General features: G+C 63.2%; 21 protein-coding genes, 1 tRNA gene and 1 pseudogene. 20 read left to right on the forward strand and 3 right to left on the reverse strand.

Annotated elements, in window-relative coordinates; translation table 11 throughout:
* Positions 1-661 precede the first annotated feature (661 nt).
* On the reverse strand, positions 662-796 hold the full coding sequence (locus AC1AYR_RS06230) for a hypothetical protein (RefSeq protein ID WP_476511960.1): 135 nt from the start codon (positions 794-796) through the stop codon (positions 662-664).
* A gap of 137 nt (positions 797-933) precedes the next feature.
* On the opposite strand from AC1AYR_RS06230, the gene AC1AYR_RS06235 reads away from it, so the two are divergent.
* From AC1AYR_RS06235 to AC1AYR_RS06250, 4 genes are all read left to right on the forward strand, one after another.
* Positions 934-1,122, forward strand: coding sequence for a hypothetical protein (locus tag AC1AYR_RS06235; protein WP_476511961.1), 189 nt, complete (start codon positions 934-936; stop codon positions 1,120-1,122).
* Between the two features lie 94 nt (positions 1,123-1,216).
* Complete coding sequence (locus tag AC1AYR_RS06240) at positions 1,217-1,696, forward strand: MarR family winged helix-turn-helix transcriptional regulator (RefSeq protein ID WP_476512033.1); 480 nt, start codon at positions 1,217-1,219, stop codon at positions 1,694-1,696.
* A 453-nt stretch (positions 1,697-2,149) separates the two neighbouring features.
* Entirely contained in the window at positions 2,150-4,375 is a 2,226-nt protein-coding gene (locus tag AC1AYR_RS06245; protein ID WP_476511962.1) for an ABC transporter ATP-binding protein, read from the forward strand.
* Positions 4,376-4,448: 73 nt separating this feature from the next.
* Positions 4,449-6,332, forward strand: coding sequence for an ABC transporter ATP-binding protein (locus tag AC1AYR_RS06250; protein ID WP_476511963.1), 1,884 nt, complete (start codon positions 4,449-4,451; stop codon positions 6,330-6,332).
* Between the two features lie 135 nt (positions 6,333-6,467).
* Here the strand turns inward: AC1AYR_RS06250 and AC1AYR_RS06255 are convergent, their stop codons facing one another.
* Complete coding sequence (locus AC1AYR_RS06255) at positions 6,468-7,481, reverse strand: ribose-phosphate diphosphokinase (protein ID WP_476511964.1); 1,014 nt, start codon at positions 7,479-7,481, stop codon at positions 6,468-6,470.
* 84 nt (positions 7,482-7,565) lie between these two features.
* The gene (locus tag AC1AYR_RS06260) at positions 7,566-7,934 is read right to left on the reverse strand and encodes a zinc-ribbon domain-containing protein (RefSeq protein WP_476511965.1); all 369 of its coding nucleotides are present in this window, start codon (positions 7,932-7,934) and stop codon (positions 7,566-7,568) included.
* Positions 7,935-8,059: 125 nt separating this feature from the next.
* Here AC1AYR_RS06260 and AC1AYR_RS06265 point away from each other — a divergent pair, with 125 nt between their 5' ends.
* The 16 genes and pseudogenes from AC1AYR_RS06265 (at position 8,060) to AC1AYR_RS06340 (ending at position 23,216) form a co-directional block, all read left to right on the forward strand.
* Entirely contained in the window at positions 8,060-9,367 is a 1,308-nt protein-coding gene (locus tag AC1AYR_RS06265; RefSeq protein WP_476511966.1) for an SPFH domain-containing protein, read from the forward strand.
* Positions 9,368-9,428: 61 nt separating this feature from the next.
* Complete coding sequence (locus tag AC1AYR_RS06270; protein ID WP_476511967.1) at positions 9,429-10,382, forward strand: hypothetical protein; 954 nt, start codon at positions 9,429-9,431, stop codon at positions 10,380-10,382.
* Between the two features lie 12 nt (positions 10,383-10,394).
* On the forward strand, positions 10,395-11,849 hold the full coding sequence (locus AC1AYR_RS06275) for a TFIIB-type zinc ribbon-containing protein (protein ID WP_476511968.1): 1,455 nt from the start codon (positions 10,395-10,397) through the stop codon (positions 11,847-11,849).
* Between the two features lie 82 nt (positions 11,850-11,931).
* Positions 11,932-13,719, forward strand: coding sequence for a hypothetical protein (locus AC1AYR_RS06280; RefSeq protein ID WP_476511969.1), 1,788 nt, complete (start codon positions 11,932-11,934; stop codon positions 13,717-13,719).
* Between the two features lie 90 nt (positions 13,720-13,809).
* Positions 13,810-15,351, forward strand: a complete 1,542-nt coding sequence (locus AC1AYR_RS06285; protein WP_476511970.1) for a hypothetical protein — start codon at positions 13,810-13,812, stop codon at positions 15,349-15,351.
* 122 nt (positions 15,352-15,473) lie between these two features.
* Positions 15,474-15,866: a hypothetical protein gene (locus AC1AYR_RS06290; protein ID WP_476511971.1), complete on the forward strand. Its 393-nt coding sequence runs from the start codon at positions 15,474-15,476 to the stop codon at positions 15,864-15,866.
* Positions 15,867-15,965: 99 nt separating this feature from the next.
* Complete coding sequence (locus tag AC1AYR_RS06295; protein WP_476511972.1) at positions 15,966-16,436, forward strand: hypothetical protein; 471 nt, start codon at positions 15,966-15,968, stop codon at positions 16,434-16,436.
* Positions 16,433-17,980, forward strand: coding sequence for an AAA family ATPase (locus tag AC1AYR_RS06300; protein WP_476511973.1), 1,548 nt, complete (start codon positions 16,433-16,435; stop codon positions 17,978-17,980). The genes AC1AYR_RS06295 and AC1AYR_RS06300 overlap by 4 nt, the downstream gene beginning before the upstream one ends.
* A 1-nt stretch (position 17,981) precedes the next feature.
* Positions 17,982-19,703 carry a hypothetical protein gene (locus AC1AYR_RS06305; RefSeq protein ID WP_476511974.1) on the forward strand — a complete coding sequence of 574 codons (1,722 nt, stop codon included), beginning with the start codon at positions 17,982-17,984 and terminating at the stop codon, positions 19,701-19,703.
* Between the two features lie 88 nt (positions 19,704-19,791).
* Positions 19,792-19,857: pseudogene (locus AC1AYR_RS06310) on the forward strand (zinc-ribbon domain-containing protein); the annotation flags it as partial.
* Between the two features lie 111 nt (positions 19,858-19,968).
* Positions 19,969-20,322, forward strand: a complete 354-nt coding sequence (locus AC1AYR_RS06315) for a hypothetical protein (RefSeq protein WP_476512038.1) — start codon at positions 19,969-19,971, stop codon at positions 20,320-20,322.
* A gap of 218 nt (positions 20,323-20,540) precedes the next feature.
* Complete coding sequence (gene rpsF, locus AC1AYR_RS06320) at positions 20,541-20,837, forward strand: 30S ribosomal protein S6 (RefSeq protein WP_476511975.1); 297 nt, start codon at positions 20,541-20,543, stop codon at positions 20,835-20,837.
* Positions 20,838-20,925: 88 nt separating this feature from the next.
* A complete protein-coding gene (locus AC1AYR_RS06325; protein ID WP_476511976.1) occupies positions 20,926-21,594 on the forward strand; it encodes a single-stranded DNA-binding protein in 669 nt (222 codons plus the stop codon).
* A gap of 113 nt (positions 21,595-21,707) precedes the next feature.
* On the forward strand, positions 21,708-21,956 hold the full coding sequence (rpsR, locus tag AC1AYR_RS06330; RefSeq protein WP_034528805.1) for a 30S ribosomal protein S18: 249 nt from the start codon (positions 21,708-21,710) through the stop codon (positions 21,954-21,956).
* A 19-nt stretch (positions 21,957-21,975) separates the two neighbouring features.
* Entirely contained in the window at positions 21,976-22,422 is a 447-nt protein-coding gene (rplI, locus tag AC1AYR_RS06335; protein ID WP_476511977.1) for a 50S ribosomal protein L9, read from the forward strand.
* Between the two features lie 720 nt (positions 22,423-23,142).
* Positions 23,143-23,216 (forward strand) — tRNA-Lys (locus AC1AYR_RS06340).
* Positions 23,217-23,948: the final 732 nt, after the last annotated feature.

Below are 23,948 nucleotides of genomic sequence, written 5' to 3' on the forward strand. Positions count from 1 at the left end.
GGCGCTTTTTGGGTGTGTTTTTCTTGGTCGTTAAACATCCTACCCAAAAAGCGCTCTTCACTTACCCCCACAACGGCTCAACAACGAACTGCCACCCACGAAAACAGCAATAGAGCCACAAATTAGTGGCGTGGTACGTTTCCTTCGTCTCTGCGAGGAGCCGAATCGCCTGCATCCCGGCCTGTAGTGCCAAGCCGATGGCTCTTCACTCTGTGGCCACCCTCCGGCGCTGCGCGCCACCTCCCGCCGGCGGGAGGGGAATGAAAATCACAACCGCACGGCCCATACGCGCCAAAATACGAAGAGCGGCATTACCCGACTTGCAGGGTAACAACTACTGCGCGCCACCTCCTGCCGGTGGGAGACAGTACAGAGAATACGGCTATTACGCACCACAAGACGAAGAACGGGATTCTTCGTCTCTGAGAAGAGGTCATTGAAGGCGACAGGGGTCTTCCGCTGAAACCGGATGGCGCGGCCACACGGCAGTCCGCTGAAACAAGAAAAACGGCACGAATCCGATTACGGGCTGACAACCACTGCGCGTACCCCCATGCGTCTGCTGTGACGTGCGGGCCCGTAATGTTGTACCTCTTGGGATTCGTACCGTTCTGGAATTATCGATCGGTTATGTGACTAGCCTGTTCGGCTGTGATGCCGGTCAGCTGTGGGAGCGGCTGGTGGCGGTGTACTGGAATGCGCCGTGTACGAGCGCGGCGGTGAAGTGCATGCCGCACATGCCGGCCTCTTCGGCTTCATGAGTGCATCCTGCGATACTGCATAGGTTCCTGGTCATGGTGTTTCCCCTTCCTTGGGCCTTCAGCTTCCGTGCCGTGGTGGCCGCCAGCTTCCGTGCCAACGTTCGGTGTCCAATATACGCGCGGCGTATCACAAAATTGAGGAAAACGGTTGATTGTGTAAGACAATTCACATTTGGATGACATATTTGAGCGTGTCGTGGGCGTGTTGTCTGTTCTTGGATGGCGATATTCGACGGCGATACGCGGCGGTGGTTTGCGTGGCTTCTGTGATGCTGGCTTCCGTGGTGGCGGCTTCTGCGGCAGTTGTGATCGCCGGCAGCTTTCTTCAAGAGACACCAAGAAGGGAAGCGGGATCGGCTGATGGCCTTCCCGCACGTGTGGGAAGGAAAATTGTTTATAGTGTGAGGTATTCTAAGGTGCAATAATGGGCGAAGCATGCGACGAAAGGGTCGATGATGGGCTTTGAGGAAGAGGCCGTGGAAGAGCTGTATTCCAAGGTGTGGTGCCACAGGTCCACAATGCAGCGTGAGCTGAACCGCGGCGCGCATGGCGAGGTGTTTGCGTTGCGCCTGCTTGCGGAACGTGGGGAGATGACGCCCTCGCAGCTGGGCGACGGCCTGCGCGTCAGCTCCGGCCGCGTCTCCACGGTGCTGTCGTCGCTGGAGAAGAAGGGATTCGTCACGCGTAAGCCGGACCCGTCCGACCGTCGCGTGGTGCGTGTCGCCATCACCGATGCCGGACGTGCGCGCATCGAGAAGGATATGGAGGATGCGCGTTCCGCCGTTCGGTGGATCTTCTCGCAGATGGGGGAGCGGCGCACGCGCGAGTTCGTCGAGCTGACGCGGGAATTCATGACGTACATGTCGATCTGCCATCCCGGCAAGCCTCGCCCTACTGCTGAGGAAGTGCGCAAGGCGTTCGAGGAGAACGAGTAGGGGCGCTGTCTTGGGGCGGATGCGGGCGTGCGCCTGTCGGCTCGCACATCGCCTACGAACGCCTCTGGCGTTTGCTTCATGGCGATGTCCTGTCAGAGGGGGCAAGAGATCGGGGCCGTTGGAGTTGCAGGGAACACGCCGTCGGTTTGCCAAATATCTTATAGTGTAAGTAACTTATACACAAAGATAAATGAATGAATGGGGCTGTCGGTTGTCACCCCCTCAGTCGCGCGTAGCGCGACAGCTCCCCCGTCTGGGGGAGCTGAAGGGAACTGGGAGCCGAAGGCCCGTGCGGCCGCATCCCAACCACGTCCCCCGTCTGGGGGAGCCGAAAGGAACTGGGAGCCGAAGGCCCGTGCGGCCGCATCCCGGCCACGTCCCCCGTCTGGGGGCCGAGGGAACTGGGAAGGGCGGTCGCCGGATCAAACAATGAATAAGGGGAATCGCAACAGCATGTTTCGTGTCATGAAATACCTATCCAAGGGGGAGATCGGGCAGATGCTCGTCGCCCTCGTGACCATCGTGGGGCAGGTCTTCTTCGACCTGAAACTGCCCGACTACATGTCCGACATCACCACGCTCGTCGAGACGCCCGGCAGTGAGATGGCCGACATTTGGATCGCCGGCGGCAAGATGCTGCTCGTCTCGTTCGGCTCGGTCGCCTGCGCCGTCGTCACCGGCTTCATCGCCGCGCGCGTCGCCGCCAGCTTCGGCCAGCGCCTGCGCTCGCTCGAGTTCGCGAAGGTCGAATCGTTCGGCCCGGCCGAGATGAGCCGCTTCTCCACCGCGAGCCTCATCACCCGCTCCACCAACGACATCACGCAGATCCAGATGTTCATCACGATGGGCCTCCAGCTCATCGTCAAATCGCCGATCATGGCCGTATGGGCCATCGCGAAGATCGCCGGCGACGGCTTCGCATGGACGCTCGCCACCGGCATCGCCCTCGTGGTTCTCCTCGTCGCCATCGGCATCCTCATGGCCCTGGTTATGCCGAAATTCAAGGCCATGCAGGCCCTCACCGACGACATCAACCTCGTCGCCCGCGAGAACCTCACCGGCCTGCGGGTCGTGCGCGCCTACAACGCCGAGGACTACCAGGAAGCCAAGTTCACCAAGGCGAACACGGCCCTCACCGACACGCAGCTGTTCACCAACCGCGCCATGGCCATCATGATGCCGCTCATGAACACCGTGATGAACGGCCTCATGCTCGCCGTCTACTGGATCGGCGCGTACCTGATCGACGCCGCTTCCCTCACCGACAAGCTCGACGTGTTCTCCACCATGGTCGTCTTCTCCAGCTACTCCGTGCAGGTCATCATGAGCTTCCTGCTCATGAGCATGGTGTTCGTGCTCTGGCCGCGCGCCGACGTGTCCGCGCAGCGCGTCATGGAGGTGCTCGACACCGAGCCGCTCGTCGCGGCCAACGCGGATGGCTACGCGGGCGGCGAGCTCGGTGAGTCCGCCGGTGCTGGCGGCTCCCACGGCACGCGCGGCTCCCGCGGCACGCTCGGCACGCTCGGCACGCTCGGCACCGACACCGCCGCCGACGTGACCCGCCTCGGCCATGGCGCACAGGGCATCGGCATCAACCGTGACGGTCGCGGTGCCCGCGGCACCGTCGAATTCCGCGACGTGAGCTTCACGTACCCGGATTCGCGCGAGCCGATTCTCGAGCACGTCACGTTCGCGGCGAAGCAGGGCGAGACGGTCGCGTTCATCGGTTCCACCGGCTCCGGCAAGTCGTCGCTCATCAACCTCGTGCCGCGCTTCTACGACGTGTCCGCCGGCAGCGTCCTCGTCGACGGCGTCGACGTGCGCGACTGGAACGTGGCGGCCCTGCGCGACCGCATCGGCTACGTGCCGCAGAAATCCGTGCTGTTCAAGGGAACCGTCGCGAGCAACATCGCGTACGGCGATGATGCTCGCGGGGCGGTCGTGGAGAGTGTGGCGGCTGCGGAAAGTGTGGAATCGCGTGCCGCGAACCACCCTCCGGCGCTGCGCGCCACCTCCCGCCAGCGGGAGGAAGTGGAGGCGCGGAGTGCCGCGGACATGCGGGACGCGCGGGACATGCGGGTGCGGGAGGAGGAGAAGGTGCGGAGTGCCGCGGACATGCGGGACATGCGGGTGCGGGAGACACAGGCCGTCGAACCACCCTCCGGCGCTGCGCGCCACCTCTCGCCAGCGGGAGGGGATGTGGAGGCGCGGAGTATCGCGGACGCGCGGGACATGCGGGTGCGGGAGACTCCGGACGCGCGGGTGCGGGAGGCGGCGGATGTTGCGCAGGCGACGGAGTTCGTTTCGCGCATGGACGATGGATTCGATTCGGCGATTGCGCAGGGCGGCTCCAACGTGTCCGGCGGACAGAAGCAGCGACTCTCCATCGCTCGCGCCGTCTACCGCGATCCGGAGATCCTGATCTTCGATGATTCGTTCAGCGCGCTCGACTTCAAGACCGACCGCGAGGTGCGCGACGCGCTCGCGGAGTACGCGAAAGACTCCACGAAGCTGATCGTCGCGCAACGGATCGGCACGATCATGAACGCGGATCGGATCGTCGTGCTCGACGACGGCAAAGTCGTCGGCCAAGGCACGCACGAGGAGCTGCTCAAGGACTGCGACGTGTACCGCCAGATTGCCGAATCGCAGCTCAGCCAAACCGAGCTGACCGCGTGACCTGAGCCGGCTCCCTCCGGCCTCCTCCGACTGAGGGGCCGGGACGACAAGACTTTGTGAAAGGAACGGAAACATGCCAGGACCTATGGGGCATGGCGGGCCGGGACGCGGCGCCGCCGTCGAGAAACCGCAGAACTTCGGCGAGGTGATGGGCAAGCTCGTGCGGTATTGCAGGAACTACATCCCCGTCATCGTCATCGCGCTCGTACTGGGCGCGGCCGGCACGATATGCCAGATCATCGGACCGGACAAGCTCAAGGACATGACCAATGAGATCGTCAAGGGTCTGCCCGCGATGGTCCACGGCAAGCCGGTCATGGGTGCCGTCGACTTCGACGCGGTCTCGCGCATCGGCTTCACGCTCGTCGCGCTGTACGTCGGATACGCGCTGCTGAGCTACGTGCAGAGCTGGATGATGGCGAACGTCACCCAGCGCACCGCCCAGCGGCTGCGCGAATCGATCAGCGAGAAGATCAACAAGCTGCCGCTCAGCTACTTCGACAAGGTCAGCTACGGTGACGTCCTGAGCCGCATCACCAACGACGTCGACGCGATCGGCCAGACCCTCGGCCAGTCGCTCGGCTCGCTCATCACGTCCGTGACGCTGTTCGTCGGCGCGCTCGTCATGATGTTCTACAACAACGTCATCATGACCCTGTGCGCGATCGGCGCGAGCCTCATCGGACTCATCCTGATGATGGTGATCATGAAGGCGTCGCAGCGCTACTTCACCCGTCAGCAGGTCGCGCTCGGCCAGGTCAACGGCCACGTCGAGGAGATGTACTCCGGCCATCTCATCGTCAAGGCGTACAACGGCGAGGCGGCGGCGATCCGCGACTTCGAGCAGTACAACGCGGATCTGTACGATTCCGGCTGGAAGTCGCAGTTCCTGTCCGGACTGATGATGCCGCTCATGAACTTCATCGGCAACTTCGGCTACGTCGTCGTGTGCGTGGTCGGCGCGGCGCTCGCGATGAACGGCGACATCGAATTCGGCGTCATCGTCGCGTTCATGATGTACATCCGACTGTTCACGCAACCGCTCTCGCAGTTCGCGCAGGCGTTCCAGAACCTGCAACGTTGCGCCGCCGCATCCGAGCGCGTGTTCGGCTTCCTCGAGGAGCCGGAGATGGCCGACGAAAGCACGAAACCGGCGCTGCTCGGCGTGCGTGAGAGCCGCGCGGCGGGCGCCGACGGCGCACACGCCGCGGGCGGCACGCCGGTGCGCGGCGACGTGACGTTCGACCACGTGCGTTTCGAATACGAGGCCGGAAAGCCGATCATCAACGATTTCAGCGCCGACGTGAAGGCCGGGCAGAAGGTCGCGATCGTCGGGCCGACCGGCGCGGGAAAGACCACGATGGTCAACCTGCTCATGCGGTTCTACGACATCGCCGGCGGACGCATCACGATCGACGGCGTCGACACGGCGAGCGTGCCGCGCTGGAACGTGCACGACCAGTTCTCGATGGTGCTGCAGGACACGTGGGTGTTCCACGGGACCGTGCGCGAGAACGTCGCGTACGCGAAGCCGGGCGTGACCGACGCGCAGATCCGCGAGGCATGCCGCGCGGTCGGATTGGACCACTACATCATGTCGCTGCCCGACGGGTACGACACGGTGCTCGACGAGAACACGTCATTGTCCGCCGGGCAGAAGCAGCTCCTCACCATCGCCCGCGCGATGGTGCAGGACGCGCCGATTCTGATTCTGGACGAGGCGACCTCATCCGTGGACACGCGCACCGAGGAGCTGATTCAGAAGGCGATGGACGCGCTGACCGTGGGGCGCACGTCGTTCGTGATCGCACACCGTCTCTCGACAATCCGCGACGCCGACATGATCCTCGTGATGAACCACGGCGACGTGATCGAACGCGGCACGCACGAGGAGCTGCTGGCGGCCGGCGGGTTCTACGCGGATTTGTACAACAGCCAGTTCGCGCCGGCCGCGTGATGGCCGCGTGATGGTCGTATGGGGGTCGTATGGGGGCCGTGCGCGGGGCGCATGGGGTCGCGTGGCCCTCATACGACGAGGCCCCCTCGGGAGGGGGCCGGTAGAGGGTTGCCGGCGAAAGGCCGGCAGGGAGAATCAGGCGTAGATGTTGCGGGGGCGCATGTCCTCCGGGAGACCTTCGAGCAGGGTCTGGACGGAACCCTCCTCAAAGACGGAGCGGATGCCGGCGGCCAGCAGCGGCGCGACGGACAGGACCGTCATGTTCGGCAGGCGCTTCTCCTCCGGCACAGGGACCGTGTCCATCAGGACGATCTCGCGCGCGCCGCACTGCGACAGACGCTCGACGGCCGGGCCGGACAGCAGGCCGTGCGTCGCGACCAGCGTGACCGAGCGCGCGCCGGCGCCGCGCAGGGCGTGCACCGCCTCGCAAATCGTGCCGGCCGTGTCGATCATGTCGTCGACGACGACGCAGTCACGGTCGAGCACGTCGCCGATGATGCCGTGCGCGACGGCATGGTTCGGGCGGGTCGTGTCGCGCGTCTTGTGGATGAACGCGAGCGGCAGATTGCCGAGTTTCGCCGCCCAACGCTCCGACACCTTGATGCGGCCCGCGTCCGGCGAGACGATCGTCGTGTTCTCAAGCGGCAGATGGTTGCGCACGTAGTCGATGAGCACCGGCGTGGCGGTCAGATGGTCGACCGGCGCGTTGAAGAATCCCTGCTCCTGCGAGGCATGCAGGTCGACCGTCATGATGCGGTCGGCGCCGGCCGTGCGGAACAGATCGTAGACGAGGCGCGCGGTGATTGGTTCGCGGCCCTGATGCTTCTTGTCCTGACGGGAGTAGCCCATGAACGGCGCGACCACGGTGATCGTGCGGGCGGAGGCGCGCTTCAGGGCGTCGATCATGAGCAGCTGCTCCATGATCCACTTGTTGATGTTGCCGGAATGGCATTGCAGCGCGAACACGTCCGCGCCGCGCACCGGCTCGGTGAACCGCACGTACATCTCGCCGTTCGCGAAATCGTAGGCGGTGGTTTCCAACACCGTGGTGCCCAGGCATGCGGCGACCTGATCGGCCAGTTCGGGGTAGGCGCGGCCGGTGACCACCGCCATGCGCTTGTCCGGAGTGCCTTCGAGCAGCGACGTCATGTTTCTCGTACCCGTCCTTTTGTTCGTAGTTTTTCCGCACCATGCGCGTTGTCTTCCGCGCGCGGTGAACCTCAGACAAGTGTACTAGGGGAGGGGAAGAAAGCGGATCGCGGTGTGAGGTGCGGGGATGTGGGGTGTGGCCGGTGCAGTGGGGGTCGCAGGCGCTGCGGGAGCCGCTGGGGCCGGTGCGGCAGGCGCCGGAGCCGCGGGAGTCTGAGGGGCGGCCGGTGCGGCGGGGACACCGGTTCCCGCTCCCGCGGACTGCGCGGGACCGCGGGAACCGATGACGGTCGCGTCGTAGGAAGGCTGCTGGGAGGGCTGGGCCGCTCCGGACTGGGCGGAGGCGATCGCCTGACCGCACGAGGGGCAGAATTTCGCCCCTTCGCGCGCACCCGCTCCGCAATGAGGACAGAACATGAGAATCCCTTCTTTCTCTTGTTCGACATCGTCCATTCTAATGTCATGGTATGCGCGAATCCATCCCCGGGCGTCCGTACGCGGAGATAATGGATGAAATCACGGGGTTTGTTGGCCTATGATAAAACTAGCGAAGTCGCAGAAGTAAGAGGAGAAAGCGCATGAATCTCGTCGACGTCATCCAATTCGAGGGGAATCCGCGCGTGCTGGTGTGGAAGAGCCCGATTGAGGATTTCAATTCCGCCACGCAGCTGATCGTCGACGAGACGCACGAGGCGATCGTGATGATCGAGGGTCGCACCGAAGTGTACGGCCCGGGCCGCCATACGCTCGAGACGATGAACTACCCCGGCCTCAATTTCGTGCAACGTCTCGCCACCGGTGGCAAGACCGCGTTTCCGTGCAAGGTGTTCTTCGTCAACAAGGTCCACGCGATGGATCTCAAGTGGGGCACGAAGGCTCCGTTGAAGCTCATGGACCCGGAGCTTGACCTGATGGTGCACGTGCGCATCCATGGCAGCCTGTCGTTCGTGGTGGAGAACACCAAGAAGTTCGTGCAGAAGTTCGTGGGGTTCGTCAACGTGTTCGACGACGAGCAGGTGGTCGACCAGTTCCGCGGAATCATCGTCACCGAGGTCACCGACCGTGTGGCCAACAAGATGATCAACGAGAAAGTGGGACTGCTCACCTTCGGCGCGCATCTCAAAGAGACTGGGCAGGAACTATTCGGCCCGTTGCAGGCGCTGTTCGACGAATACGGCGCGAAGCTCGTCAAGTTCAACGTCGAGCAGATCGATTCAGATAACGAGGACACCGACGAGTTCCAGCGCGCGAAGTCCGCCGCCAAGGCACAGGTGATCGGCGCGTCCGGCGAAGCGCAGTCGCGCGTGATCAGCGCCTCCGGTGAGGCCGAGGCCCGTAGGCTGCAGGGATATTCCTGGCAGGAGGAGCAGCAGGCGGCCGTGTTGCGCACCCTTGCGGGCAACGACGGCACCGCCGGCACGTTCATGGGCGGCATGCTCGGCATCGGCACGGCCGGCGCGATGACCAACCCAATGAACAACGTGATTGGTGATTTCATGGGTAACGGCGGCGCGCAGCCTGGCGGCTCGGCGGGAGTTCCCGGCGCGATGGGTGCCGCCGCCACGGCGATGGGTGTGGCCGCCGGCGCGATGACCGGCGCGGTTCCGCCTCCGGTGCCGGCCCCCGGTGCCGTGCCGATGCCGGATTCCGCAGCGTCTACCGCTGCTTCCGCGAATGCGGCCACATCCCAGCCGCAACAGGCTCGACAATCTCAACAGCCCGCTGCAGGGGCACAATGCTCGCATTGCGGCAATGCGGTGCAGTCCGGTTGGGTCGTCTGCCCGTTCTGTGGCAACCAGCTCGGCAACCCGAAATGCCCGAACTGCCAGCAGGAGGTGCAGCCCGCGTGGATGGCCTGCCCGTTCTGCGGCACGAAGCTGAAATAGCCGCGGGTTCAAGAGTCTGAAAAGTCAGAGCGTCAGAGTCTCAAGAGAGAAAGAGCCCATCATGAATCCGAACATGCAGCCCACACAGCCCATCCCTATGCCGCCCGCGCCGTCCGGACCCGGCAACACCGGTCAGGGAAGCTACTCGGCCGGCCCGTATCAGAGTGCCGGGCAGGGCGCCTACCAGCAGGCTCCGCAGTTCGTTGCCCCGCAGCAGGGTATGCAGTCTGCCCCGCAGTTCGCGGCCCAGCCCACCCAGAGCTTTCCCGCCATACAGGTGAATCCGGCCGAATCGACCGCTGCCAAGAAGCAGTCGACGATGAACATACTCATCTGCCTGATTGGCCTGTTGCTCTTCGTGGTGTATGCCGCGGCCATCTTCCTGTTCGCCCACGTGTACACGCCCACCGCGATTGTCTCGATGGTGTTCGCCGTCGTCGCGTTCGCGCTCGCCTTCCTCATGCCGAGGTTCGCCGTGAGGAAACCCAACGTGGAGGCCGTGTTCTTCGGCATCCCGCTCATGGGCTTCGCCGCGTATTACTTCCTCGCCGAAGTCTTCGTGAGCATGGTGTTCATCTTCTTCCAATTGGTCGTCTCCTGGAGGATCGCGCTGTTCGTGCAGCTCGTCATCCTCGTGGCGTTCGTGATTATCGCCATCGTGAGCTTCGCCGCGCAGGGTGCCTCCGCCGGCAAGAGCGACGAGCGCCGCCAGCAAGCCGTCAACTGGGGCATGCAGGCCGTCGACATCGCCTCCGTCATCGACTCCTGCCGCATGCGCGGCGGTGATCAGCAGTTGCTGGGCATGCTCGATCATCTCAACGACACGGTGAAATACTCGGACGCGTTCGGGCGTAACCAGCCCGCCATCATGGAAGTGGAGGGACGCATCAGTGCGAAGGTCGCCCAATTGCGCGACAGTGTCGAACGCGGCGACTTCCAGTTGGCGCGCATGCAGGTGCAGGAGGCGGAGGCGTTGTACGCCGAACGCAGTCGCAAGCTCATGATGCTCAAATAAGGAGTGAAGCGTATGGCGTTCTCCTACAAGCAACGCGAATGCGCCACCTGCGGCGGCAACTTGACCTACGACGAGTCCGCCAAGGTGTACGTGTGCGACTATTGCGGCAATCGTTACGAACGTGAGGAAAGCTACGACGGCCAGTTCTCTCCTCGCAACGCCGCCGTGCAGACGCTCAACTCGTTGCTTGACGTCAATCCGGACATGAGCAACTGGGACATCGTTCAGACGAACCTCAATGACTGCCAGAAGGTCGACCCGAACTATCCGGGCATCATCGTGGCCCGACTTGCCGCGTCCATCAAACGCGTACAGCTGATGATGAGCAACCGCGAGGCGATCCGCACTGATCTGGCCTCGGCGCAATCCGACTACGCGCGTCTGGGCGGCCCGTTCAGTCCGCAGAACAACGACATGGAGGCCGACTTCTACGAACGCCTCGAATCCTCCGACATTCGCTCCCTGCTCATCAGCGTGTTCAACACGTTCCATGATCAGGCACGCGTCGACTACATCGCGCAGCGTTTCAACGCGGGCGACATCCACTCCGAACGCGCCGCGAACGATTTGATGAGTCGTGCCTTCGCTAACCACGACTACGCGCAAATCGACGAACTGCTGCGTTCGCCGGCCAAACTCGACGCGGACGCGCTGTTCGCCCGGCTGCTCACCGAATATGCTGCCGACACGCCTCAGCTCGCCGAACAGAAGCTCGCCAACGTTTCCGCAGTGATCATGCGTGGCATGGAACCGCAGCGCGGGCGCGACGCGTTGAGCGACTACATCGCGCAATCGGGCGACGGCATGTCGCTGAAAGTGCGCGTGGCCTCGGCCTGCGTGGCACGCGGTGTGATTCCCAACGGCCACGCAATCGCGCAGGTGATCGGCGGCGCCGGCTCCACGGGCGATGTGATCACTCTGCTCGGTTCGGTCAAAGGCGGGGTGCTCACCGACGAGGACGTCGCCGCCGTGACGGAGTCGCTGCTCACGTACGCCGACCCGGACGTGATGGTCAAAGGACTGAACGCGCTCGTTGACGACGGCTACTATCTGGACTTCTCCCAACGCGCCGCCATGGGCATGCTCACGCGGCCCGACTTGGACGTGGACGCGAAGATTGGCGCGTATCGGGCCATGGGCGCCATCGGACTGAGCGGACAGCGCAGACGGAGCATCACGGCCGCCTACCTACGCGCCGACGTGCCGATTGACGACAAGGCGAAAATGACGGACGTACTCGCAAACCAGCCGGAGGCGCTCACGCCGACGAGCGTGGCTGACTATCTGCTCACCAACACTGTGGACGGGCCGGGCAAGACGACGATTCTGAGCGTGCTGCTGCGCCACCTGCGCCCCTCCGTCCTGTTCGAGGAGCGTGCGGCGCAATACCCCGCCGTCTCGCCTGACGCGCCGCAGGTGCGCGACCAGGTGATCGGCCTGCTGCGTTCGATGGGCGTACTGCGATGAACAGTGCGAATACTGCGAATGATGCGGCAGGGGACGCGGATGGGGATGAACGATACGAGGACGAATCGCAGAAGGAGTGGCCATGGCAGATGCTTCCGCGGCGGTAGAGCACGCCGAGCTCATCGCCGAACTGAACCGGACCAACGCGCGGATCAAAATCGAGCTGGCGCGTCAGGCCCAACTCGAGGCGGAACGCGCGTACGTCATCGAACAGGCTGACGTACTCAACGGCTACGCGCTGGAGATGGGGCGGCAGGTTACCGACGACGTCGACCATCTGGCCAAGAAGATCAACGAGCAGGCGCTTGACGCGCGCGACCTGCTGCAATTGCTGCGTGACGTGTCCGAACGGTACTTCACGTACAAGAACCTCTCTACCGCCACGAAGAACCTCACCCAGTTCACTGACGAATACCACACCAAATTCCGCTTCTACCGCGAGTTGCGCCGCATCTCGCTCGGTTGCGTGATGGCCGTGGATACGCACCTCATCTCGCATGAAACCGCGCGCGGACAGGTGGAACGCGCCTACCTCGCCAACACCGGCTACTGGCTGTCGTACGCGATCATGGCGGTCATGCTGTGGTGGAGCGATGAACGCGAGGCCGCCGGACGCGCGATGCGGCGTGCGTTGCTTATTTCCGAACGCAAGGCGTCGCTGTTCTTCCTGTTCGCCAACCTGAAGTTCGGGCGCAAGGATGTGGCACTCAAATGGTACGTCCACTACCTCAATGCCATCCACGCCAACGACGTGGGCGAGGAGTTCCAATACCTACTCGAGGCGCAGCTATCCGGCTCGTTCGGAGCCGACCGTGCGCTCGCCGCCCGGGTGGGCACGAAGATCGACGATATGTTCGACGAAATCGTGCTGTACGACATCAATTACGGCACCAAGGTGGCTGATGGCGCGAACCGGTTCATGCACACCAAGGCGCATACGACCAGCTTCGAGTTCTTCTACCTGCCGGAATACTGCGCGGACCATGCGGATATGAAGGCGCTGCTCTCCGACGCGGAGAAGAACACCGTGGTCGCCGGCGAATACGAGGAGCTCGCGAAGGAGCACGAGGACACACGCGACGTGTCTGAACGGCTTGAGGACACCATCTACAACCTCATTGAATCGATGGATCCCGAAGAGGACAAGCTGCACCGCCGTATCCGCTACAACGAGCTGATTATCGCGGCGAAGGGCGATGTGCATCAGGCCGAGCAGGCGTTCGCGGAACGCTATCCGGAACCCGGTCCAGTGACGTTTGGCGATCTGTTGCGCAAATGGGCGTTCACCGAGGACGATCCGACCATCCTGCCGCAGATTCGCAATTTCGCACTGCGCAAGCTCGCCCCCGACATCCGTGGCGGCATGAAGCGTTTCGCCGACGATTACCGCGCGCGCGAACGCGAACGGTACACGATTTCGGTGGACGGCTGGAGCCAGTCGGTCAGCGAGCACGAGGCGGGCATCGCCAAGGCGAACTTCCTGCAGTTCTTCAAGGGGCACAGCTTCTGGGAGTACCTCAAGGACAAGTTCGTGCTCATCTGGATTGCCATGATCGTCGCCGGCGTGCTCGGACTCGTCATCTCCGCGGTGGCGTGGCGTAGCCCCACGCCCATCGTTATCAGCGTGCTGCTCGTGCTGGTCGGCGCGTTCTGCCTGTGGCGACAGATCGACAATCTCAAACAGGTCTTCGAGATACGAAAACGCAAGGATCTGGAGATCATCGACCGCACACTGGCGGAGATGGGTGCCTGGCGCGCCGCCTACCGGCACGCGGACCGTGGGTCCGAGGCGCTGATGCAGGCGCTCAATCTGTTCGATGACGGTTCGGCCAGCGCGAACGACACGGACAACGGCAAGACGCAGGACTGAACAGGGAGGGCCGACACCATGGATAGTGCATACGCGGTACAGCAACTCAATACCACGATCGGGAATTTCCGTTTCTCGATTGATGGGCAGATGCAGCAGATTGATTCCACGACCCAGCAGATCCAAGCCACCACGAACCAGATTTACGACAGCGTCAACCGGTTCAAGGAGAACATGGTCAAAAGCGAGGAGGTGCAGCTCGCCCACGAGAACATCATCCGCATCGATCAGGTCATCAAGGAACAGTTCGGCGACTACGATCGCATCCGACGCACGATTATCGGCGTGGTGCGCGACTTCGACATTAACCTAGTGCGCAACAAGACCATCCAGGAGTTGAGCGAGGAGCTGTGGCTCACCAGCTCGCGCTACTGGCTCTCCTACGCACTGATTGCCGTGACCGCATGGGTGAACGACTACCCGGAGGTGGCCGCCAACGCCATCAACGAATGCGTGCACCGCGACCGGATCAAGGCCACATTGTTCTTCACGCTGCTCAACCTGCGCTTCGGGCGCAACGAGACCGCGCGGCGCTGGTTCGTCGAATACCTGAAGACCCTCGACCCGAAGGTTCTGCAGAACGAATCGGCCGTGATGCTGCAGGCATTCCTCAACGGCGTATTCGGTGCGGACAAGGCGCTCGAGGCGAAGGTGAACAAGACCATCAACGACTGGATTGCGATCATCAACGAGGACGCCGCCGTGGCGCAGGAACTCGTCGACGCCTACGCCCGGTACATCGCCAACATGCAGCCGAGCAGCCCGTTCAGCTACGAGGCGATTCGCCAGTTCTGCGAGAACGCCGACCAAGTGGAGGGCGTCTACCGCGATATGTCGAAGTTCCAACCGATCTTCGCCATGGTTGACCAGCTGGGCAAGGTCGAGCAGGTCGTGCGACGCGATGACAACTACAAGGCGCGTGTCGACCAGGTGCTCAACACGCTCATCACCGACTTCGACCAGGAAGAGGACGAGCTTAAGACCCAGCAGCAGTACTACAATCTCATCATCAAGAACAACGGCGACCGCGCTGACGCCGAGAACCAGTACCAGGAAATCCTGCGGCTCAAGGGCGAGGGCTTCAACATCGGACGCCAGTTCATCTCCTGGGTGCTGTACGACGAGTCAACGCAGCCTGACGTGAAGAAATTTGCGCTGTGCCACACCAAACCATGGCTCGAGCAGGCGCTCGACGACTTCCACGCCGGCATCCAGCAGCGCATGCCCACCGGCTATAAGCTGAAAATCGACGGCTGGGAGGGGATGTCCAACGGCTCGGATACCGCCGAACAGGAAACGAACCTGCGTGAGTACTTCAACACGCACAAGCTCACCATGGTCTACCTCAACGTGCCCAACGTAGTGGCCGCCGTCGCCGCCGTACTGTGCATGGGACTGTCGTTCGTGAGTCTGTACTTCCTCATCGGCGTGGTGTTGGGCTTGGGCTTCCTCGGCTTCAATATCTTCCGCGCTCTGAAAGCGTTCCCGGCCCGAGTGGCCGCGGCCGTGGGCAACCTGCGCAACACGATCATGCAGATCGGCATGTTCAAGCAGTTCTGCGTGCAGGCCACGCGCGTCAAGCAGTCGATCACCGAGACGTTGGAGTACTACTTCATCGCGCCGGGCCAGTGAGGCTGCGACGCGGTCGCACGACACCGCACGGTATCGCACAGTACTTTGCGCTACTTTACGGTATTTCGCAGTGCTTCATAGCCTCATAGCACCTCATAGCACCTCATAGAAAGGACCACATCATGCCAGTGCCCAATCCGAATCTTCCACCGCTGCCAGGAAAGAACGGTGGTCCCGCGCCCGTGCCGATTCCCAGTCCCGCGCCCGTGCCGCCCGTGCCTGCGGTCCCGGCTCAACCGTCCGTACCCGACTCCGCCGGCGCTGCCCGAGTGGGCGCGTCCACGCCCGCCACCAACGCGCAGCCGGGAAGCGATTCTGCTGACGCGACACCCGGCACGCCCGGATCGGGCACCGGGCAGCCCGGTTCGATGGATGACCTGCTGAGCTCCATCAGCCAGAACTTCGGTGGCGAAAGCACGGATGCCATCGCCAAGGCCAAGAAGGATTCGCTGGCGGAGATGAGCAAGAAGCTGCCGGACTGGAGCTTGGAGCCGCCGGAGACCTTCCTGAACTGAAAGCGGCCATGCGGCTGGCAGGTAATGCCTGGCAGGTAATGCCCGGCAGGTAATGCGAGGAACAGGTTCGAGAACACCGGTTGAGGAGTGTGATACGCGATGAACATGACGGCCACGCCGCCCGCCACATACGACCAATGGCGGGCGTTGCTCGCCGAACGGTCGGCTACGGCGGCTGCGTCGGCTGGCTCGGCGGCGGAACGCTTCGCGCTACTGAGTCGTGGCCACGTGGACGCCGCCAGCGCACTGCCCGTGTTCGACCTGATGCAACGCCACTGCGAGCGCGCGATCAACCGCGAGACGCGCCGGCTGAGCGCACAGCTCGAGCAGGGCGGCGGCGACGTGGACACGGTAGTCCTGTGCCTGTCCCGCTACTCGCGCGCCTGCGAACGGCTTCTGTTCTTCACCCACGTGGAAGGGCTGCCCGCCGCATCCGTGGAACGGCTGGCCTGCGAGATTCGCCGTTACGTGACCGCCGTGCTTGACTCCGTCGGCGACGGCGAGAGCCAAGGCGACGATGACGTGCGGTACTGTGCGCAACGGTTGGAAAGGAGGTGGCGCGCACGATGAGCGACTACCAGACGATGAAATGCAACCTTGCCAACTACATACGCGCGGGCGTGCCGCTCGTGGTGATTCGCACCATCGAACGTCATCGTGCTGAACGCGCCCTACGCGAGATTTCCACCGAACTCGGCATCGGCGCGATGTGCTATACAGATGCGCGGCAGGTCGAAAGCCTGTCCGGCGTGGGAATGGCCGGCGCTTCAGACGGCGTCGACGGCACGGGCGCGCGCTCCAAGGACGTGGAATCGGATCCGCTCGCGTTCATCATGACGAGCTTCAGGCACACCCGCCACCTCACCTTCATGCTTGGCGACACCAGACGCCTCGAACAGGACTCGCTGTACACGCGCGAACTGCTCTCCGCCGCGTACCTGGCGCGTGACACCGGCAACACGCTCGTCATCGTCGCCGCTGAAACCATCTGGCAGCGGCTCTCACGTTTCGGACTGTTCATCGACCTGGAACTGCCCACCTTCGAGGAGCGGTTCGACCTCATTACCCAGTTCGCCGCGCAATACGCCGAACGCGTGACCTTCACCCGAGGCGGCGGCATGCAACTGGCCACGCTGCTGCGCGGGCTGAGCGAGATCCAGATTGTCAACCTGTTGCGCGCCTCGCTCGTCGCGCGTGAAGCGCTTTCCGACCGGGACGTCGCCGTCATCGCGGCGAGTAAGAATCGCCTGTTCACGCCTGTGGGCAACGTCACTGCCGTGCACTATCCGGCCGACCTCGAGGTCGCCGGACTTGACGCGTTAAAATCATGGCTCGACCGTAAACGCAATGTGTTCTTCGCGCCGCACGAACAGCTCGAACGCTACGCGCTGCAATCACCGCGCGGCATCCTGCTTATGGGCGTGCCTGGCTGCGGCAAATCGTTCAGCGCGAAGATGATCGCCGCACGATGGCAGTTGCCGCTGTTTAGGTTCGACATCGGATCGGTCTACAACAAATACGTGGGTGAAACCGAACGCCGCATGCAGGAGGCGCTCGACTACATCGACGACGTCGCGCCCTGCGTGCTGTGGATCGACGAAATCGAGAAGGCGTTGTCCGTGGGATCCGGCGAAAGTGATGTGGGCAACCGCATCCTCGGTCAGTTCCTGTTCTGGCTACAGGAATCACATGCCAAGGTATTCCTTGTCGCCACCGCGAACGACGTGTCGCACCTGCCACCGGAGCTGTTCCGCAAGGGGCGGTTCTCCGAAAGCTTCTTCATCGACCTGCCGAACAGGCGCGAACGTGAGGCGGCGATTGCACTGTACGCGCGGCTGTCGCTGCACAAGGTCTTCCCTGACAGGGACGTGACGCGACTCGCACTCGCTTGCGACGGATTCTCCTATTCGGACATCGAACAGGCGATCAAGGATCTCGCCGAACAACACGTGTTCGAAGGGCTCGGCGAGGTCACGACGGAACTGCTCGAACGCCAGTTCGCGGGCACCATACCGATATCCGCCGAACAGGTGGGGCGTATACGCACGTGGGGCACGGCGAACGCGCGCAACGCGTCGGCCGCGGACGACGACAACGAGGGAAACGGAGAGTGACATGGCCAACGAAGCTTTGAGAGCCGAAGTCAACCGCGCGCACAGCGTGCTCAACGGCATCCAACGGGAGAACGCGGCGTTGCAGGGGGAGATTAATAACGTCGTCGGCACCATCAACTGGGCCGACCGCTCCCTCAACGACGCGTCGAACGTCATCCGCTCACGTCTCGGCGGCGCCGACAGCACACTCGGCAACGCGCACCAGACCGTCATCCGCGCCTACGAGGTGCAGCAGAGCATGGACGTGCTGTATCGGCGCATGAAGCAGATGGAGCTCGCCAACAAGCGTATCCGCGAATGCAACAACAAGAAATTCTACGACTTCGCCGTCTACCGCACCGTGCGTAAGATTGTCCAAGGCATCATGGACAACCTCGATTTCTCCATGGTCTCCCAGAAGGTCATCGACAAGGCCGTGGAGCGCAAGCAGATCGAAAACCCCGACTACTGGCTCACCTGCGTGCTCATCGCCATCGTCGCCTGGCATGCCGACCAACGCGAACGCGCCCAACGCGCGCTCGAGCGCGCCATGCGCCTCGACGATCGCAAAACCGCGTCGTTCCTCATGGTGTTCCACCTGCGGTTGCACCGTGAGGACGTGGCGCTCAAATGGTTCCGGTACCTGACGCGCGGCACACTCACCGGTGCCGAAAAGCCGATGGTGCTGCTGTTCTTCTCCATGCTGTCCAAGACGCTGGAGGACCAGGTTTCCGACCAGGCTCGGCAGGCCGTCATCTCCTATGTCAACGGACTCGTCGACGAAGCCATCCAAGGCAACGGCGAACGCTACGGCGACACTGTCGAACGCGTCGCCGACGCTTATGCTGCGCTTGCCGACGACGACACGTTTCCCTACGACGTGATCTGCGCATGCGTGCCCTCGCGCGCCGGACTCGTGCGGGCGCTCGAACTCGCGCGCAATAACGCCAACGTCATCGACTTCATTGCCGAGATTATGGATGTGCAGGAGGCCGCGCGCAACGAATTCCTCAAACAGTACATCGACCAGATCGCAGCCGCGCCCTGCCGGGTGGAACAGGACGTCTACGACGAGATCGAACGCAACGAGGCCATCATTCGGTGCCAGGGCGACGTGGACGCCGCGCGGGCTGCCTACGAGGAGCAGCGTAGGCACGACCGGGACGATTTCGACATCATCGGCGAAATGACCCGCTGGATTTTCACTCAAGCGGGCCGCGCCGAGGCCAACCCGCAGATGCGGCGCAACATGTTCGTCGCCACACGCAGGCTCCAGCAGGACGCGGCCGCGCGCTACATCCAGCATTACCGATTGCTGTTCACCCCCATGCAGCAGATCGTCATCGACGACTTCCAAATGCAGGGCGACATACGCGACGTACAGGGCAACACCGCCGCCGCGCAACGCTTCTACGCCGACCAATGTGCGGCTGAGAAGGCGAAGACCAAGGACCTGGGCTCGATTCTGACCATGGTGCTCGGCGTGGTCGGCGGCGTGGCGCTCGGAGTATTCGTGCAGCCGGCGCTCGCGGCCGTAGGCGCGGTAGCGTTGGTCGGCGGCGGCGTGTGGATGATGTTTAACCGTTCGGTGCGCCGGCGTATCGACCTGAAATACGAGCAGACCGTGCGGTCGTGTTCGGAGCGTCTGCAGACGTTGGCGGTCGAATGGCGGCGGTTGGAGACGGATTTCACCCAGGCCGACATGCTGTCGCAGCGGTTGGTGGACCGGTTGGCGGCGCTGTGATGCGGTTGACCGGTGGCTGTGACGCGATGCGACCGCCCCGGGAACGGTTGATGAGAACGGTATCTGAGAATGAATGGAGTGAGGCATGATGCGATGCGCGCAATGCGGCAATGAAATGACGGATACCGCCAGGTTCTGCGGTCGGTGCGGGGCGCCGGCCGGTGGTGCGGTTGGTGCCGGTGCGGTGGTTCCGCCGATGTTGGAAGGGCCTGTCGGCGCGCCGGCGGCCGCGGTATCGGCGCCGATACCGACGCAGGGGATGCCTGTGCCGGTAGCACAGCCGGCGTCGATGCTGCAACCGGGCACCGGGATGCCCACGAACCAAAGTGTGCCGCAGTCGGGTCTGGCTTCCCAGCCGGCGGGTGCGCAGCCGGTCGCGGCCCCGCAGAACATGCCTCTGCAGCCGGCTGCGAAGCCGCCCGTGGAACCCAACGATATGCGCACCTTCCTCATCGGCGGTGCCGTGGTGCTGGCGGTGTTCGCCCTGTGCACGGCGGCGGCGGTGACCTACCGCCTTGGCGTGTGGGGTGGCGCGAAGAAGGGCGCGTCCGCCGAGACCGCACAGGTGCAGGTCGTCCAATTCGGTGCGTTCGACGGTCTGCCCGACTATTTGCGCTGAACGGGTTCGGGATGAACGGGCCTGTCGGGCGGCGTGGCGCGACGGGCAAATGCGTGTTGGCGCTGTCGCGGCCGGGCGTTACTCTATTGTGGTTGCTTTATCGGGGTCCTACGTGTGTGCGGCATCATGCCGTGCGCCCGCGCGGCCCGGATGATGCAGCGCGTATACACACTCCTGCCACGGAAGGTCCGTGGCCAATAGTCCGAAGGAGGTGGGTGATGTCTGCGCATAAGTACGAACTGATGTTCATCGCCGATCCTGAGCTGAACGAGCGTGATCTCAAGAAGCTGACCGAGCAGTACCTCGAGCTGGTCACCAAGGAAGGCGGCTCCGTCGATGAGCCCGATTTCTGGGGCCGTCGCAAGCTTGCCTACGAGATCGACGGCAAGACCGAAGGCAACTACGTCGTGGTGACCTACACCGCCGAGCCCGCTACCAGCGATGAGCTCGACCGTGTCCTCAACCTCAACGAATCCGTGATCCGTACGAAGATCCTTCGTAAGGACGTCAAGTAAGCGTTTGCACGTTTTCCGTCGGAACAACGTCGGGAAATCGTCGAAACAACGTCGAACAGTTCCAGTGTCGAAGTAGGAAGGCGGCATCATGGCAGGCGAAACCGTGATCACCATCGTCGGCAATCTCACCGCGGATCCGGAAGTGCGAACCATCGGTTCCGGCGCTCAGGTGGCGAGCTTCACCATCGCGTCGACGCCGCGCACGTACAACCGTCAGTCCGGCCAGTTCGAGGACGGACAGGCGTTGTTCATGCGCTGCTCCGCATGGCGAGACCTCGCCGGGCATTGCGCCCAGTCCCTGTCGAAGGGCATGCGCGTGATCGCGCAGGGTCGCCTCCAGCAGCGTTCCTACCAGGCACAGGACGGATCGAACCGCACCGTCGTCGAGATGACGGTCGACGAGATCGGCCCGTCGCTGCGCTACGCCACCGCACAGGTGACGCGCCAGTCGTCCGGCAACGGCGGCTTCGCCGGTCGCAATCAGGGCGGCTTCGGCGGCCAGGGTGGCAACGGTTACGGCCAGAACGGTGGTAACGGTTACGGTCAGGGCAATGGCGGCAACGGCGGCTACTCGGGTGGCAACGGCTACCAGGGCGGCGGCTCCAGCTTCGGCGGAGGCCAGTCCAACGCCTTGCCCTCCGGACAGGCTCCGGCCGCCGATCCGTGGAGTAGCGGCTCCGATTCCGGCTCCAGCTTCTCGACGTTCGGAGGTTCGTCCGATTTCGGCGGCGGCTCCGACGACGATCCGGAGTTCTGATTCCAGATTCGGTTCCAATCCCGACACGACGCACAAGACGCATAACGTATCGCCGTATCGCCGCGGAGGCGCTGCGGAAAACCAACATCAAATCGTAATATAAGGAGAACATCATGTCCCGCAAGAGGCCGCAACCGCCGGTCAAGCCGTTCAAGAAGAAGCCGAACCCGCTGAAGGCGGCGAAGGTCACCGAAATCGATTACAAGGACGTCGCGCTGCTGCGCAAGTTCATCTCCGATCGCGGCAAGATCCGTTCCCGTCGCATCACCGGCGTGACCGTGCAGGAGCAGCGCAAGATCTCCAAGGCGATCAAGAACGCCCGCGAGATGGCCCTGCTGCCGTACGCCACTTCCGGCCGCTGAGTTCTAGGAGGCATCTGAAATGGCTGAAACCAAGGTTATTCTCACCAAGACCGTCGCGAACCTCGGCCACTCCGGTGACGTCGTCACCGTCAAGGCCGGCTACGCTCGCAACTACCTGATCCCGCAGAAGCTCGCCTTCGCGTGGAACAAGGGTGCCGAAGCCCAGATCGTCGCCATGAAGCGCGCCCGTCTGGCCCAGGCCGTCGCCACCCGTGAAGACGCCGTCGCCGCCAAGGCCGCCATCGAGGGCTCCGCCGTCGAGATCGCCGCCAAGGTGTCCGAGTCCGGCAAGCTGTTCGGTGGCATCTCCAAGGAAGCCATCGCCATGGCGCTGCTCGACAAGGCTTCGGTCGATCCGAAGGCCATCACCGTCGAGACCATCAAGACCACCGGCGAATTCCCGGCCACGGTCCAGCTCCACCCGGAGATCTCCGCGAACTTCTTCGTGAAGGTCGTCGCTGAGTGACGTTGGGTGAATGATTCCGGTGGTGTTCGTCGTTGAGGCGCTTCGATGCGCATCTTGGGCGATTTGACTGATCGGAACCCCATCAGACTGACTTGATCTGATCGAAGTCATTCGAGTCATTGAAGTCTGAGCTTAAGCACTGAGGACCCCGTGCCGCGTGCGCGATGTGTTGCATCGCGTAGCGGCGCGGGGTTTTCGTATGCGTAGGTTTTCGTATGCGCGTGCGTGTCCGCGCTCCCACCTCGCGTATGCTTGTGACCTGCATGTTCGCGCCCCCACCTCGCATGTTCGTAACCTTCATGTTGGTGATCTGCGTTTTCGCGCCCCACCTCTCGTTTTCGGCGGGGCAATGGGCGAATGCGTGTCCGCTGGCCGGCTGGGGTTTTGGCCTCCGTCACCGTGGGTGCCGTCGGCCCAGGACCACCCTCCGGCGCTGCGCGTCACCTCCCGCCGGCGGGAGGTGGGTGCGAGGGCTTGGGACGCATGGGGCGTATACACACACGCCACGATGCGAGGAAGCGGTATCGCTGCCGATTGGTGTGATGATTATGTGAAGAGCTGATTATGGAGGGATTTGTCGGCGGGCTGCGGGATGCGCTGATGGCAAATCAGATATTTTGAGAGCGTTGGAATTCCGGGCGACACGCCGGTGGTTGCGTTGGAGTCAAATGTGAGTATATTTATCACTCGTTGCAAGGAACACTTCAACAGCTAACCAACGCCCCTGTAGCTCAGTTGGTTAGAGCAGCTGACTCTTAATCAGCGTGTCCAGGGTTCGAATCCCTGCGGGGGCACCGACAAGACCGGAATCGCAAGGTTCCGGTCTTTTTTGTATTCCGCGCACGGGGTGCCGGAACCACGGCGGCAGGACCATGCCCTTAGCACCCCGGCCCGTGGCTAAGGTTATAGACCTGTCATTCGACCCGGGTGTGGAAGTCGTGCACTGGGTACCGGACTATAGGAACTTTCTCCTCCCGCTGACGGGAGGTTGCGTGCAGCGCCGGAGGGTGGCCGCGGGTCGTGACGCCGGACCGGTAATCGCGTGGCGGGAATGCCGGGATTCCCTTTTCCCGGCGTTGTCGATTGGCGCATGACCTCGCGCGGGTGACCGTCGTGGGTGGCGTGCCACGGATTTCCCGGTGCGGTGCGGTGCGGTGCGGTGCGAGGCCGGTCGTTTCGGGTGCGAGGCCGGTTTTCAGGTGGCGGGCAGCGGACCGTTGGTGGCGGGCAACGGACCGTTTTCGGGCATGGGGCCGGTCGTTCCCCGGGTGCGTGTGGCGGGCGCGTGCGGCGTGCGGCTTCCCGCTCCCCGCACCTTATGTCCCCGCACCTTATGTCCCATACCCCGCGTCCTACGTCCCGCGTCCCGGACGGGGCTGCTCCACGACACGTGCCGGAGAGCCTGTTGTGGAGCGGCGTCCCGCCGCGACCCCCGTGGAAACCCCTGTTTTCGGCGTTCCAGGCCCGTAAACCGCGCCACAACTCCCCGGAATCCCCGTTCCCGTCCCTGTTGTGGAGCGGGCCTG

Source organism: Bifidobacterium sp. LH_417, from assembly GCF_056357035.1.

Excerpts from the sequence above, each read along its gene's own strand:
- AC1AYR_RS06250 (WP_476511963.1), top strand. The coding sequence starts at position 4,449 with ATGCCAGGACCTATGGGGCATGGCGGGCCGGGACGCGGCGCCGCCGTC.
- rplI (WP_476511977.1), top strand. The coding sequence starts at position 21,976 with ATGGCTGAAACCAAGGTTATTCTCACCAAGACCGTCGCGAACCTCGGC.
- rpsF (WP_476511975.1), top strand. The coding sequence starts at position 20,541 with ATGTCTGCGCATAAGTACGAACTGATGTTCATCGCCGATCCTGAGCTG.
- AC1AYR_RS06260 (WP_476511965.1), bottom strand. The coding sequence starts at position 7,934 with ATGGACGATGTCGAACAAGAGAAAGAAGGGATTCTCATGTTCTGTCCT.
- AC1AYR_RS06285 (WP_476511970.1), top strand. The coding sequence starts at position 13,810 with ATGCAGCAGATTGATTCCACGACCCAGCAGATCCAAGCCACCACGAAC.
- AC1AYR_RS06245 (WP_476511962.1), top strand. The coding sequence starts at position 2,150 with ATGTTTCGTGTCATGAAATACCTATCCAAGGGGGAGATCGGGCAGATG.
- AC1AYR_RS06305 (WP_476511974.1), top strand. The coding sequence starts at position 17,982 with ATGGCCAACGAAGCTTTGAGAGCCGAAGTCAACCGCGCGCACAGCGTG.
- AC1AYR_RS06295 (WP_476511972.1), top strand. The coding sequence starts at position 15,966 with ATGAACATGACGGCCACGCCGCCCGCCACATACGACCAATGGCGGGCG.
- AC1AYR_RS06290 (WP_476511971.1), top strand. The coding sequence starts at position 15,474 with ATGCCAGTGCCCAATCCGAATCTTCCACCGCTGCCAGGAAAGAACGGT.
- AC1AYR_RS06280 (WP_476511969.1), top strand. The coding sequence starts at position 11,932 with ATGGCAGATGCTTCCGCGGCGGTAGAGCACGCCGAGCTCATCGCCGAA.
- AC1AYR_RS06240 (WP_476512033.1), top strand. The coding sequence starts at position 1,217 with ATGGGCTTTGAGGAAGAGGCCGTGGAAGAGCTGTATTCCAAGGTGTGG.
- AC1AYR_RS06325 (WP_476511976.1), top strand. The coding sequence starts at position 20,926 with ATGGCAGGCGAAACCGTGATCACCATCGTCGGCAATCTCACCGCGGAT.
- rpsR (WP_034528805.1), top strand. The coding sequence starts at position 21,708 with ATGTCCCGCAAGAGGCCGCAACCGCCGGTCAAGCCGTTCAAGAAGAAG.
- AC1AYR_RS06255 (WP_476511964.1), bottom strand. The coding sequence starts at position 7,481 with ATGACGTCGCTGCTCGAAGGCACTCCGGACAAGCGCATGGCGGTGGTC.
- AC1AYR_RS06270 (WP_476511967.1), top strand. The coding sequence starts at position 9,429 with ATGAATCCGAACATGCAGCCCACACAGCCCATCCCTATGCCGCCCGCG.
- AC1AYR_RS06230 (WP_476511960.1), bottom strand. The coding sequence starts at position 796 with ATGACCAGGAACCTATGCAGTATCGCAGGATGCACTCATGAAGCCGAA.
- AC1AYR_RS06300 (WP_476511973.1), top strand. The coding sequence starts at position 16,433 with ATGAGCGACTACCAGACGATGAAATGCAACCTTGCCAACTACATACGC.
- AC1AYR_RS06275 (WP_476511968.1), top strand. The coding sequence starts at position 10,395 with ATGGCGTTCTCCTACAAGCAACGCGAATGCGCCACCTGCGGCGGCAAC.
- AC1AYR_RS06265 (WP_476511966.1), top strand. The coding sequence starts at position 8,060 with ATGAATCTCGTCGACGTCATCCAATTCGAGGGGAATCCGCGCGTGCTG.